The sequence below is a fragment of the Campylobacter sp. GTC17093 genome (genome assembly GCF_055397635.1).
Map to the genome: position 1 here is coordinate 474,884 of NZ_AP038832.1, position 13,630 is coordinate 488,513.

General features: G+C 30.8%; 14 protein-coding genes and 4 tRNA genes. 3 read left to right on the plus strand and 15 right to left on the minus strand.

The genetic code is table 11. The features are described from left to right. Positions 1 to 4: 4 nt before the first annotated feature. The 12 genes from ACZ5VL_RS02380 to ACZ5VL_RS02435 all read right to left on the minus strand — a co-directional run bounded on the left by ACZ5VL_RS02380 (position 5) and on the right by ACZ5VL_RS02435 (position 7,148). Entirely contained in the window at positions 5 to 673 is a 669-nt protein-coding gene (locus ACZ5VL_RS02380; protein WP_464199576.1) for a TorD/DmsD family molecular chaperone, read from the minus strand. 9 nt (positions 674 to 682) lie between these two features. Beyond that, positions 683 to 1,237, minus strand: a complete 555-nt coding sequence (locus tag ACZ5VL_RS02385) for a 4Fe-4S dicluster domain-containing protein (RefSeq protein WP_464199578.1) — start codon at positions 1,235 to 1,237, stop codon at positions 683 to 685. A gap of 1 nt (position 1,238) precedes the next feature. After that, positions 1,239 to 3,533 carry a molybdopterin-containing oxidoreductase family protein gene (locus ACZ5VL_RS02390; RefSeq protein WP_464199580.1) on the minus strand — a complete coding sequence of 765 codons (2,295 nt, stop codon included), beginning with the start codon at positions 3,531 to 3,533 and terminating at the stop codon, positions 1,239 to 1,241. 22 nt (positions 3,534 to 3,555) lie between these two features. After that, complete coding sequence (locus ACZ5VL_RS02395; protein ID WP_464199582.1) at positions 3,556 to 4,449, minus strand: hypothetical protein; 894 nt, start codon at positions 4,447 to 4,449, stop codon at positions 3,556 to 3,558. A gap of 10 nt (positions 4,450 to 4,459) precedes the next feature. Then, positions 4,460 to 5,182 (minus strand): disulfide bond formation protein B, encoded by a 723-nt coding sequence (locus ACZ5VL_RS02400; protein WP_464199584.1) that lies wholly within the window; start codon positions 5,180 to 5,182, stop codon positions 4,460 to 4,462. A 9-nt stretch (positions 5,183 to 5,191) separates the two neighbouring features. Continuing rightward, complete coding sequence (locus ACZ5VL_RS02405) at positions 5,192 to 5,359, minus strand: hypothetical protein (protein WP_464199586.1); 168 nt, start codon at positions 5,357 to 5,359, stop codon at positions 5,192 to 5,194. Positions 5,360 to 5,826: 467 nt separating this feature from the next. After that, the gene (locus tag ACZ5VL_RS02410; protein ID WP_464199588.1) at positions 5,827 to 6,300 is read right to left on the minus strand and encodes a copper resistance protein NlpE; all 474 of its coding nucleotides are present in this window, start codon (positions 6,298 to 6,300) and stop codon (positions 5,827 to 5,829) included. Between the two features lie 123 nt (positions 6,301 to 6,423). Then, the gene (locus ACZ5VL_RS02415) at positions 6,424 to 6,699 is read right to left on the minus strand and encodes a PDC sensor domain-containing protein (protein ID WP_464199590.1); all 276 of its coding nucleotides are present in this window, start codon (positions 6,697 to 6,699) and stop codon (positions 6,424 to 6,426) included. Positions 6,700 to 6,823: 124 nt separating this feature from the next. Then, positions 6,824 to 6,898 (minus strand) — tRNA-Glu (locus tag ACZ5VL_RS02420). A 3-nt stretch (positions 6,899 to 6,901) separates the two neighbouring features. After that, positions 6,902 to 6,974: transfer RNA gene (locus ACZ5VL_RS02425), tRNA-Lys, on the minus strand. A 6-nt stretch (positions 6,975 to 6,980) separates the two neighbouring features. Next, positions 6,981 to 7,057, minus strand: a tRNA-Asp gene (locus tag ACZ5VL_RS02430). Positions 7,058 to 7,072: 15 nt separating this feature from the next. Then, a tRNA-Val gene (locus tag ACZ5VL_RS02435) sits at positions 7,073 to 7,148 on the minus strand. Positions 7,149 to 7,516: 368 nt separating this feature from the next. Here ACZ5VL_RS02435 and ACZ5VL_RS02440 point away from each other — a divergent pair. Genes ACZ5VL_RS02440 through ACZ5VL_RS02450 form a run of 3 tightly spaced genes read left to right on the plus strand, consistent with a single transcriptional unit; the run spans position 7,517 to position 9,414 of the window. After that, positions 7,517 to 8,383: a menaquinone biosynthesis family protein gene (locus tag ACZ5VL_RS02440; RefSeq protein WP_464199592.1), complete on the plus strand. Its 867-nt coding sequence runs from the start codon at positions 7,517 to 7,519 to the stop codon at positions 8,381 to 8,383. Continuing rightward, positions 8,384 to 8,650 carry a flagellar biosynthesis protein FliQ gene (gene fliQ / locus ACZ5VL_RS02445; RefSeq protein WP_464199594.1) on the plus strand — a complete coding sequence of 89 codons (267 nt, stop codon included), beginning with the start codon at positions 8,384 to 8,386 and terminating at the stop codon, positions 8,648 to 8,650. Then, entirely contained in the window at positions 8,647 to 9,414 is a 768-nt protein-coding gene (locus ACZ5VL_RS02450) for a UDP-N-acetylmuramate dehydrogenase (RefSeq protein WP_464199596.1), read from the plus strand. Before fliQ ends, ACZ5VL_RS02450 begins: the two co-directional genes overlap by 4 nt. Here the strand turns inward: ACZ5VL_RS02450 and ACZ5VL_RS02455 are convergent, their stop codons facing one another. From ACZ5VL_RS02455 to ACZ5VL_RS02465, 3 genes are read right to left on the minus strand one after another with little or no spacing between them, the layout of a single operon-like run. After that, the gene (locus ACZ5VL_RS02455; protein WP_464199598.1) at positions 9,415 to 10,755 is read right to left on the minus strand and encodes a sodium-dependent transporter; all 1,341 of its coding nucleotides are present in this window, start codon (positions 10,753 to 10,755) and stop codon (positions 9,415 to 9,417) included. Positions 10,756 to 10,757: 2 nt separating this feature from the next. Further along, positions 10,758 to 12,098: a sodium-dependent transporter gene (locus ACZ5VL_RS02460; protein WP_464199600.1), complete on the minus strand. Its 1,341-nt coding sequence runs from the start codon at positions 12,096 to 12,098 to the stop codon at positions 10,758 to 10,760. 4 nt (positions 12,099 to 12,102) lie between these two features. Beyond that, positions 12,103 to 13,449, minus strand: a complete 1,347-nt coding sequence (locus ACZ5VL_RS02465) for a sodium-dependent transporter (protein WP_464199602.1) — start codon at positions 13,447 to 13,449, stop codon at positions 12,103 to 12,105. Between the last annotated feature and the right edge of the window lie 181 nt (positions 13,450 to 13,630).

Here is a 13,630-nt window from a genome sequence, read left to right on the forward strand (position 1 = left end):
AAATTTAAAACTTTGAGCCTTTGTTATTAGGCACATTGAGTAAGTTTTTAATTTCTTGATCTAAATACAAACATAAAAACTCACCAAAATTTTTCCATATGTCAAGTTTCGCTGACAAAGCGCACTTTTGGCCAAATTTACTAAACCACTCAGCTGGATGAGTGTTGATAAAATCGCGTTTTAGTTTCAAGATATTTATAAAATCGGTTTCGTTTGTATCATCTATTTTTTTAATAGCATTAAAACTCATAAAATATAGTGCTTGCAACTCATATCCGATATAATCATCTGGAAATTTATCAAATTTATCCCTCTCAACTCTGAGTCCAATGTTTTCATAAATTTCTCTAACTTGCATAGTTTTTTGCCCAAATATTGTTTTGTAATCAAAATATGTAGATTCATAAGGCAAAGCTTTTGGACGGCGAGGACCAACAAAAAGTGTGTTAAATTCATACCTAGTTTCGTTTAGTAAATTTTCATCATTTTTACATTCTAGAAATTCTGTTATAAATTTACTCCCTTTAAATTTAGGCTCGAATTCGCTTATCAGATTTAAAAAGTCATCTAAATTTTCAGACTTTAACTCTTCAAAAAACAATCTTCTTAAAAAGTCCTCAACAGTGATACTAGCACATAAATCTGATCGCAAATTTTCTAGCAAGTTACTCATCATATATCCTTAATGAATAAATTCGTTTCGTTTCATGCGTGGATAAAAACGAATATTTGGCTTTGTGAAAAAGTACTTAAATCCAATCATTTCTTTTTGCATACCAGCACTATCACTCACATCGCTATCAACTAATTTTAATACTCCGCACGGACAACCTGCCACACAAGCAGGCTCTTCGCCACGCTCAATTTTTTCTGCGCAAAGATTACACTTTTGAGCTTTGCCATCTTTAGCTTTTGTAATAGCGCTATAAGGGCAGGCAAGCATGCAGTATCCACAACCTATGCACTTATCGTGGAGTGGCTGGACTATACCATTTTCTAGCTTTTTATAAGCACCAACTGGGCATACTTCCATACAAGCTGGATTGTCACAATGATGACAAGAATGAGTAAGATAAATTTCTTTTTCTATACCATCTTCATGAATAAGCATAGTATCAACATGTCGCCAATTTATTTCTGGATCTTGATTGTGATACACTTGACACGAAATTTCGCATGCCTTACAACCTATACAAAAGTTGTAATCAAATAAAAATCCAAGTTTTCTATTTTTCATCTTATGCTCCTACTTCTTGTTTGGCTGCTTTTTTTACTTCGCAAAAACTTGCAGTATATGTTGAACCATTGCCAAGATCACTTACACCATCAGAACAAAGAATATTTGCTCCAGTTCTTGACTTAGTTACTTTTACCCAAACATTGTTCCAAGCATAGCAAATACCAGGCTTCATTTGAGATGTCTCAACGGCTGTAAATATTGCTGTGCCTTTTTCATTTGTTGCCTCAACTGTATCTCCATTTTTTATGCCACGAGCTTCCATATCTTCTTTTGTCATAAATAACTCTGCGTTACCTTTTATGATAACTCGTTTTAAGATGTAAGGCATGCTGCCCCAATTTGTATTATCTTGAAGTTGAGTTCCTGGTGTCATGAAATAAAGTGGATATTTTTTTAAGTAATCTTTTCCGAAAGTTTTACTCTTTTTGTAATAATCCCAGTCATCTTCAAGGTCAATAACAGGGTGAAAACCTGCATCTTTAAATGTTTTTGAGTAAAGTTCGGCTTTACCACTTTGTGTTTTAAATACTAGCCCATCTTTTGGAGCATAAGGATAATATGGAAATTGATCTTTCATTGTCTCAGGCGTTCTAAATGGTTTTATCCAGCCTATTTTTTTGAGTTTTTCATAAGTAATATTTTGTTTTTTGGCAAACTCAGTATCTAAAAATCTACGACACATTGTCTCGCTATCCCAATTAAAACATTCTTCTGTATAACCCATAGCTTTTGCAAGAGCATTAAAAAACTCTAAATTTGTTTTAGCTTCACCAAGTGGTTTTACACTTTGTGCGTTGTAACAGACATAGCCAGAAATTTGGTCATTTTGTATATCTTCACTTTCCATAAATGTAACACCGGGCAATACATAATCTGCATAATCGCAAGTATCTGTTTCGTATGGGTCAATTACAACTAGGAAAAAGTCATCGTCCATTACGCGTTTTTTAATCAAATTTGTATTTGGCGCTGTTACCATTAAATTTGAGTTGTAATGAATACAAGCTTTTATCGGAGTTTTTATAGGTTGATCAAGATAGGTTGGGTTTTCTTTTTGAATTCCTTTTCCAAATTCTACATAACTAACTTCTTGTCTTTGAATTTTTTTACCATCTTTATCTTTTGGTGATAAATCTGGCATACAATTTTCAAAGTTAAAGCATCCTTTTACATGAACATACGCCCAAAAAAGCCCACCACCAAGTTTTGTTAGAGATCCAACTAATACTGGCAAGAATGTAACAGCACGAACAAGTCTTGCGCCATTAAAATGTCTTTGCCCACCGTCTCCGTGCATAATCGCAGGTGCTTTTGCTTTAGCGTAAAGTCTAGCAAAAACTTTTATCTGATCCACGCTCACACCGCACATATTAGCAAGCTCGCCATAAGTGTAAAGAGAGCACTCTTTTACTAGCTCATCAAAGCCAGTTGTGTATTTTTGGACAAATTCATGATCATATAAATCTTCTTCAATGAGTAGTTTACAAACCGCTAAACAAAACGCTGGGTCGCTTGATGGTTTAATTTGGATAAACATATCAGCTTGATTTGCCATTGGAGTGCGAATAGTGTTTATTACAATAAGTCTACCACCTCTTTTTTTCACACGGTGAGCAAATTTTACCCAGTGAACTGCAGTGTAAGCTTCATTTGAGCCCCAGCTAATATACATATCACTCTCATCGAGTTCAAGTGCATCTTTTGAAAAATCTGTTCCAATAACACTTGGTGTACCAGCATATCTCGGCCAGTCACAAGGGTTACGAACAAGTCTTGTTGCACCATATTTTTCAAAGAAATTTCCAGGAGCAATAGTTTTTGAGATATGTCCTTCATTTCCAGAATAAACAAACTCGGTTAGCGCTTCTCCACCAAATTCCTCTTTAATTTTTGTTAACTTTGTTGATATCTCTTTTAGAGCTTGATCCCAGCTAATTTTTTCCCATTTTCCTTCACCCTTTTTACCAACACGTTTCATGGGATACATTATACGGTCTGCGTTGTATAGGTGCATAGCATAAGTATGACCTTTTACACATGCGGTACCTTGTGTTAAAGGATGAGCTGGATCGCCTTTTATACCTACCATTTTTCCATCAACAACTTCTGCTATCAAAGCACAAGCATCACGACAGTTTCTAGGACAGGTTAAGTGATGATAAGATACATTTTCACCTTTGTGCACTTTTGGCTTAAAGTCCACCTCAAACTGCTCCATAGCAAATAGTGATGGTGAAGAACCTGCAACTGCAAGTCCCGCACCGACACCCTTTAAAAATGAGCGTCTTTGCATTTTATTCTCCTTTTAGAAATTCTTATTTTGTAAATATAAATACTTTGTTTTCACTGCCTTCTCGTGAAAAGATATAAAATTCATCGCCTTTAATACTAATAGCTCTTGGATTTGTAGCTCCACTTATTGTATAAACATTTTGTATTTCTTTGCTTTTTAAATTTAACTCTAAAATACTTAAATAATTTTTACTAAGTAAATATGCTATATTATCCTTTACATCAATTCCGGTAATGTAATAATCATTAATATTTCTGTCTCTTTTTAATTTTAAATTTGAAGCAATTCCTGGTATATACTCTTCAAGTAGCATTTTGTCATCTCCATCAAAAATACCAATACTCCAACTATCTTTAACATCATTTGGTACGCTTGCTATGATAAATTTATTAGTATTAGCATCATAGTCCCAATCAAGAATATATTGTTGTTTTGCCCTTATAGTAAAAAAGCGATTTTTATTGCCAAAATCATTTAATTTAAATTTATCCCAGCCAACAAGCAAGTGTCTCCACTGAGAATTTTGCTCAGCCTTGTTGCTAATATCTACTGGTTCGTAAGAGACGAAAGTTTTGTTAAAACTTATCATTCCAACTTCATTTTTATACCAAGTTACTCCTACTGTTTCTTCCATCTCCATTATAAAATGTCTATCATGTTTAGCATATCTTAAAGTTTGGAAATTCTCATCTGTCACGTAAAACTCATTATTTTTAGAAACTAGAGCAAATTGTTTTTTTTCTTCATCATAATCAGCTCCAGTAATAGGATTTTGGTTTTGTAATTTTAAATTTATAATATCTTTTTGTTTCAACGCTATTACATTATCAAATGCGCCAGCACTGCTATCAAGGTTAAACTCAAAACCAAACGCTAAAGTTGTTAATGTAATTAAGCATATTAAATTTTTTTTCATCTTTTATCCTTTAATTTGGTAAATCAGGAAGCTCTGGATTCCAATCAAACCTAAAATCAAAAGTTGTATTCCAGTGGTCTTTTTCCCAAAACCATTTATCGGTGTCAAAACTCATTCTTGATGGAGTGCTAGATCCTATATATGGAGGTATACCAGATGTTACAAAAGCTTGAATACAGTTAGCAAAAACTATTATAATAAAAGCAATTGTTGCAATTTTGCCAAGTGGAAGGTAATTTAAAAAATTTCCGTATTCATTATTTTCTGTTTTTTTCATTATAGTGCCTAAATTTCTACTTATTAATATAATAAAAGCCAAAAATACAAACACAAAGAAATTCACTACCATAACCCAAAATTGAGTATGTGCTCCAAAAATTTCCAGACCAAAACCCTGTTTTATATCAAGATATCCACCAAATGTGCCATCAATACTATAATGTATAAAACCATTAAATAACCCCCAACAAGCCATCAAAAGCAATGCAGCAAGATAGCTTTTTTTTGGACCATAACGTACTATAAAAAGAGCAATAAGACTAATTGCTATCATTGTAATACGCTCTGCCCAGCACATAATACAAGGATTATCTCCCATGCCAAAACCTAATATAATACATGCTATGCCAACTGGGAAAACAATAAGTACAAGTGCAGCAAATGACATTAAGTTAAAAAATTGTTGTTCTTCTGCCGGTATATTATTAAATATATTTGAAACATTGTCTTTCATAATATACTCCTAAAAATTACCGATAGGTAAAACTACCCAAAGATTAACATAAAATTCTAGTGCCACTAAAATTACGCATCCAAGGACAGCAAAAGTTGTAGCTAATGCTCTTTTTTCTGGTTTGAAATATAGTAAAAGAGCAGCTATAAAAAATAAAAGCAACTCAAAAAATTCCATTTTAACCCCTTTAAAAAATTTGATTTTAGCACATTGCCTTAAGTAAATAATATAATTATATTTATTAAATTTAGTTTAAAAATATATTATTTTTTTTCTAAAATATAATTTATTTTAATATATCAATAGAATATTTTTAATTTTTTAGAAAAAAATATTCTAATTTTAGATAATTTTTATATAAATTAATAATATAGATTATTAAATAACTTAATATATTAAAATAATAGAGAAAATAAAAAATTGGGAGATATTATTTTATATAAATGTTTTGTAGAGAGATTTATAAGGTAATTGTAAAAAGATATAATTAAACATGAACATCAAATTGGGTTTTAATAAAGCTCTATATGTTATTTATTATTTATAGCGGATTGTAGATTTAATATTTTTAATCTATTATTATTTATTATTTCTTTTGCAGTTGATTTTCCAAACCTGAAAATCAACTGCACAATGTATATGATTTATTTATTATGTGGTTTAAATATATATAAATCTTTAAGAGGTCCTGTAGATTCTTTTTGATCAGCATCAAGTAAGACCAAATTTGAACCTTTTATTTTATAGTAATTTTTTTCTTTATGCTCATCTACAGTAACAATTGTTTCTTTAGTTACAGAATAGGTACCTTTATCAATAAATTTTCCACCCTTATCGCCCAAATAAATACTTTCCAAAACAAAAGTATTATCATCTTTAAGGATTAATTTTTGTTTTATACCAGGGCAACTAGCGCAAGGTAAAGTTGCTTGATAGGTTCCGCTAATTTTTGTATTTTTCTTGACATCTTCTTTATTGTTTAATGAAGAGTTAAGATCCAATGCTTTATTTGTAGTAATATCTTGCTTAATATCTACTGGCTTAGTTTCATGGTTTGTTGAACATCCAAACAAAAAAAACAAACATACGGTTGAATAAACTAAATTTTTTAAATTCATAATAATCCTTTCTAGTATATCTTAAATATCTTGTAACAAGTAATTATATGATAAAAATATTAATTAATAATAAAAAATATCCAAATTTAGTTTTAACATTATTTATACTTATATGTAAAAGTATTAATTTTTTAAACTTTTATTTGTATTTACATCCAAATATGTATCTGTTATAATTGTTTTTCCAGCAGCTTTTACATCTTTATACCAAGGTCTTTGGGTTGCTTTCCATTCTTGTGGTGGAATAAAACCTGTTGCATCAAAAAAAGAATTATCTTCTAGAGCAACATATGTAGTAATTGAACCCATTGAGGTTCTAGCCGATTTTATAAATCTTAAAATATCTTCTTTTTCATTTCCATTAAATTGTGCCACTGCTTTTGCTGTTGAATCATTCACATTTTGGATATTTAAAACAAAATTTCTTATATAATTTAAATTTGTGTCAAAAAGTATCTTTTTTCTTTTAATAAATTAAATATAATATTTTAAGTTAACATTATGAAATAAATTTTGTACCAAATGGTGACCCCTACGAGATTCGAACTCGTATTGCTGACGTGAGAGGCCAGCGTCCTAACCATTAGACGAAGGGGCCGATTGTCCCGTGTAGGGTTCGAACCTACGGCCACATCATTAAGAGTGATATGCTCTACCAGCTGAGCTAACGAGACTTGTAATGGCGCAGCGGACGAGGCTCGAACTCGCGACCTCCGCCGTGACAGGGCGGCATTCTAACCAACTGAACTACCGCTGCACCTAAATAATGATATGGTGGTCGCTATAAGACTCGAACTTATGACATCCACCTTGTAAGGGTGGCGCTCTACCAGCTGAGCTAAGCGACCATCAAAGATGAAAATTTAAGAAAGGAATAATTATATAAAAATTATTTTTAAAAGTCAAGAACTAACTTTTGAAATTTGGCTTAACATAAATTCTTAAAACTTTTTACATAAAATATATACAAAAATTTATTTATATATCTCAAAAAATGCTTTGATTTTAGAACATCTTCTAATAACGCCAATATTATTTCCTCTTTTGTGGCAGTATAAATTGATGCTATATTTGTAATAAATTTAAATATTTTTCGCTATATTCATTCATTCTAAATTTCACATAAATAACAAATGAAAATTGTTATTAAAGCTTTATAAATTTCTTATTTATATTTATGTCTTTTTATGGTAAAATCATATAAAAAGGACTTGTTTTGAAAAAAACTATAAGCGTAGCACACTCTCCAGATGCCGATGATATTTTTATGTATATGGCAATAAAATTCGGCTGGATAAATAGCAAAATACTTGATTTTACAAATATTGCCATTGATATAGAAACACTAAATTTAGAAGCCATAAAAGGCACTTACGACGCTACGGCTATTAGTTTTGGCTTGTATCCAAAAATTTCTAACGACTATGCTATACTAAGATGTGCAGTTAGTTTTGGAGATGGATATGGTCCAAAACTTGTAAAGAAAAAAGGTGTAACCTTAAAGAAAAATTTTAAAGTCGCATTAAGTGGTGCAAATACAAGCAATGCAATGATTTTTCGTATAGCTTACCCTGAAGCAAAAATCATGTATAAAAATTTCTTAGATATTGAAAATGCAGTATTAAATGGCGAAGTTGATGCTGGTGTTTTAATACATGAAAGTATTTTAGAATTTAATGATTCTCTTTGTGTTGAAAGAGAGCTTTGGGATATCTGGAATGAGCTAAGTGGAGGAAATTTGCCTTTTCCATTAGGTTGCATGGCATTAAGGCGAAGCATGCCTCTAATAAATGCAATAGAGTGCGAAAAAATTTTAACAAAAGCAGTAGAAGTGGCTCACAATAACTCAAAAATACTCTCATCTATGCTAATGGAACGAAATATGATAAGAGTTGATGAAATAAAGCTAGAAAAATACCTCTCACTTTACGCAAATTCTGAGTCAATAAGCATGAATGAAACTCAACTAAAGGCGACAAATAAGCTCTTTGAACTTGGTTATAAAGCTGGATTTTACGAACAGCTTATAGATGTAAATGACTATTTAATACCTTTAGAATATGAAAACTTAAGGAATTCATAGATGGAATCAACACTTATAAAACTTGGAATAGAAACATTTAAAATAGCTCTATATCTATCTCTACCGATGCTAGCAGCTGGTTTAATAGCTGGTCTTACAATAAGCATTTTTCAAGCAACTACGCAAATAAATGAAATGACTCTAAGCTTTGTGCCAAAAATAATATTAGTTGTTATAGTTATAATTTTTACAATGCCTTGGATGATGAACATGATGATAGACTTTACAACAAATATATTTAATTTTATACCTAAGTTTATATTTTGACAAAGGTTGTTGATTTTTCTAAGTTTAGCTCTGTGCGTATAGGCACAGTTTGCGAAGTTGAGATAATAGATGAAAACTCTAAATTTGATGGCATTATTGTAGGTGGAGCAAATAATATTTTAATATCGCCAAATCCACCAAAACTTGGCATTTTAGATGATAAGTTTGATTTTATTAATTTTCAAGATAACATCTTAAACATTGGTGCAAAAACAAAAAGTACTAAAATCTATAATTTTGCAAAGCAAAACAATATAAAAGGCTTTGAATTTTTAGCAAATATACCCGGAACTCTTGGTGGACTTTTAACAATGAACGCGGGCCTTTGCGGATATAGCATATCTGATAATCTAATAAATTTAAAAACAAATTTCGACTTTTTTAAAAAAGAAGAGATTAAATTTGAGTATAGAAAAAGCAACATACAAGGCATTATTTTAGAAGCTAGCTTTAAAGCTTTACCAAATTTTGACAAAGAAATTTGCGAAGAACTTAAACTCAAACGCTCAAACCAACCAAAAGGCCATAGCTTTGGAAGTTGCTTTAAAAATCCACCAAATGATAGCGCCGGAAGACTTCTTGAGCTTGCAGGACTAAAAGGCTATAAGCATGGAAACTGTGGTTTTAGTGAAAAACATGCAAATTTTTTGATAAACTATGGAAACGGTTCATACGAAGAAGCATTGCATCTCATAAATCTAGCAAAAAAACTAGTTTATGATAAATTTAAAATCAACCTTGAAACAGAAGTTATAATTCTTTAATTAACTAAAAAACAATTGCTTTACTACTATTGCAATAACACAAATTGGCGCAATATACCTTAGAAAATTGTGCCATATTTTAAACCATATTTCACCCATATCCTTTTTATAAAGTTCGTAAAGCGCCTTTTTATCCATCACAAAACCAACAAAAATAGCTGTTAAAAGCGCACCCAAAGGTAGCATCAAATTTGAACTTACAAAATCCAAAATATCAAAAAAGCTTTTTGTAAAAAATGTAAAACTAGCTCCATAAATGGCATGCATAGACAGTATACACAGAGTACTTAAAGATATAATTATTATCCCACAAAATACCAAAGCTTTAAGTCTAGAAATTTTATACTCATTTATAAGGTAAAAAACAAATGGTTCTATCATGGATACAGCGCTTGTAATACCTGCAAAATATAATGATATAAAAAATGCCACAGCTAGGATATTTCCCATTATGCCAATTTTTGCAAAAAGAGTCATTAAACTAACAAACACAAGTCCTGCACCCTGAGATGATGGATCAGCTCCAAATTCAAAAACAAATGTAAAAACAATGAGCCCCATCATAAGGCCTATTAAAATATTTATAAAAGCTATACTTATAGAACTTTTTACTAAATTTGTATCGTTTTCTAATGAAGCTGCGTAAGTTGTAATACAGCCAATACCAATGCAAAGTGTAAAAAATGCAAGCCCAAGTGCAGTTAAAAGTACATCAAAAGTTATTTTGCTAAAATCTGGTCTAAAAAGAAAAATAAAAGCCTTGCTAAAGCCATCCATACTAAAAGAGTAAAAAAGCATCGCTAAAAGTAAAATAAAAAGTGTTGGCATGACATATACATTCAATTTTTCTATGCCACTTTTTATGCCTTTTGATACAACTGCTAGTGTGCTAAAAAACGCTAAAAAATAAAAAAGTAAATTTCCACTCAAATCATTTGTGATAAAATTTCCAAAAAGTTCCCCAGATGTTTTTATATCTTGTGGTAAAGATCCAAAAGATAAGAAAATATATCTTATAACCCAGCCCATTATAACAAGATAAAATGATAAAACAAAAATGCCCCCTAGCATTGTAAAACCAGCATATTTCCATTTTTTTAGATGTGTTGGAGCTAGGTTTTTATATGAATTTACTGGATCTTTTCCGCTAAGTCTTCCCATTGCCATCTCTGCTAAAAATACGCTAAAGCCTATGCTCAAAGTAAGCACTAGATATAAAAGCACAAAGGCAAAACCACCATTTTGTCCAACAAGAGTTGGAAATTTCCAAGCATTTCCAAGACCAACGGCACCGCCTGCAACCGAGAGTATAAAGCCTATATGGCTAAATTTATCATTCATGGCTAAGAAAAGAAAATTTGATTTATCATAATTACAAGCACAGCAATTGGCGCAACAAATTTAAGCAATATAACCCACAAGTTAAAAAGCTTCTCCCCCATATACGGTTTAAGCAAAATCTCTACAGGAATTTTTTTCATAACAAATCCAACAAAAATAGAAGTTACTATCCCGCTTAATGGCATCATTATATTGGATGTTAGATAATCTAGTATATCAAAAAAACTTTTTCCGCAAAAAGTAAATATATGTGAAGTTTTATTATAATATCCTAAAATACAAAAAATTCCTAAAATATATGTAAATATAAAAACAGCTATAATTGCTTTTTTTCGCGTTATATGACAAGAATTAACAAGATAATAAATACTTGGCTCTATCATTGATATAGCAGAAGTTATTGCAGCAAAAAGCAAAGATAGAAAAAATGCAAAAGCAAGTATATTTCCAATTATTCCAAGTTTTGAAAAAAGTACAGTTAAGGATACAAAAATAAGCCCTGGTCCTTGTTGAGATGGATCAGCATTAAACTCAAAGATGAAAGTAAAAACGACAAGACCCATCATAATACCAATCAATATATTTATAAAAACTATACTTAAGCTAGAAGTTAATATATTTGTTTTTTCTGGTAAGCTTGCAGCGTAAGTTATAATCGTAGTTACACCCAGTGAAAGAGTAAAAAATGCAAGCCCAAGCGCAGATAAAACACTATTTTTATTTAAAGCAAAAAAATCAGGAACAAGCAAAAAAGCCAAACTCTTTATAAAGCCATCGTAACTAAGAGAATACACAACCATAAGCAATAGCAATACAAAAAGAGATGGCATCATCCACACATTTAACTTTTCAATGCCATTTTTTACACCTTTTGAAACTATATAAAATGACATCAATGAACAAATACTAAAACATACAAAAGATACAAAAAATTCATTTCCAAGCAAAGAGTTAAATGTGGCTCCACTTTCATCTATATTTTTTGGCAAATAAACTATACTAACAACTGTATATTTTAAAATCCAGCCCATAACAACAGAATAAAACGAATAAATAAGCAAAGCGCCTATCATAAAAAATCCAGCGAATTTCCATTTTTCTTTATTATTTGGCGCTAATTTTCTAAAAGCTTCTACAGCATCGCTTTCAGCTAGCCTTCCTATAACAATTTCAGCCAAAAATATAACAAAACTAACTCCCAAAGTAAGAACAAGATATAAAAGAATAAATGCACTTCCGCCGTTTTGTCCAACTAATGTTGGAAACTTCCAAGCATTTCCAAGCCCAACAGCGCTTCCAGCAACAGCTAAAATAAACCCTATTTTGCTAAATTTCTCATTCATTATTTTATCCTATCATTTTTTTTAAAAATAACTCATACGCCATTATAATTATCACAGCAACTGGAGAAATAAATCTTAAAAATAGATACCAAATTTCAAAATACACACCTTTTAAATATCTACCAAAAAATCTCTCCAATATATCTTTTTTCATAACGTAACCAACAAAAATAGCCGCAAAGAAGCCACCAAGTGGCATTATAATATTTGACGCCAAATAGTCTAAAATATCAAAAAAACTCATGCCTAAAAAGCTAAATTTATCACTAGTTACAGAATAATAAGATAAGATACAAGCGCTAGAAAGTACATATATAATTATGCCTATTAGTATAAGGGCATTTTTTCTTTTCATATTGTAAGTGTTTATAAGATAAAAAGCAAAAGGTTCTACCATAGAAACAGCACTAGTAAGACCAGCAAAAAATAGTGCAACAAAAAACATTACTGATAAAATATTACCAATAATACCCAGTTTTGCAAAAAGAGTTGTAAGAGATATAAAAATAAGTCCTGGTCCTTGCGAAACATCTGCACCAAATTCAAAGATAAAAGTAAATACCACAAGTCCAATCATTAAACCAATTAAAATATTTATAAATATAATATAAAGCGTACTAGAGACAAAATTTGTATTATCATTTAAACTTGCACTATATGTTATAACAGATCCTGCTCCTATAGAAAGACTAAAAAATGCTAGCCCCAAAGCCTGCAAAACTGAATTTACGCTAAGCTTACTAAAATCAGGTAAAAATAGAAATTTAAACGCATCTATAAACCCATCCATAGTAAAAGAATACATCAGCATCAACACAAGTATAATAAAAAGAGTTGGCATCATCCACGAATTTAGCTTTTCAATCCCATTTATAATGCCCTTTGATACAACTACAAATATATAAATAAAAACAATGCTAAAACAAACAAACTGTTCAAAAAGTCTATTTGTAATTAAATTTTCAAAAACTATTTTACTGCTTTGGATATTATTTGGAAGATCAAAAAAGCTCAAATACGCATAATAAACAGTCCAGCCTATTATTATGCTATAAAAACTAACTATTAAAATAGCTCCAAGCATACTAAAACCTACAAATCTCCAAGGAGTTTTTTCTCCACCTAAAGCTTTATAGGCATTTACCGGATCTTTTCCGCTTAACTTTCCAATGCCAAGCTCTGCTAAAAATATCACAAAACCAACACAAAGTGTGAGCAAGAGATACAAACATACAAATGCACTTCCGCCGTTTTGTCCGACAAGAGTTGGAAATTTCCAAGCATTTCCAAGACCGACAGCACTTCCAGCAACGGCTAAAATGAATCCTATGCGACTAAATTTTTGATTCATAAACAGTCCATATTTTCAAATTTAAAGATTAATACTATCAAAACAAAGCTTAAATAATATAATTTTAAGATTAAAAAGATAAACATAATTAAAATATGTTTAGATATGAAACAGTTTGATTTTATGGATATTTGAAAGTATAAAATTTATAGAACTTATTATGCAAATTTTAAACCCGCAT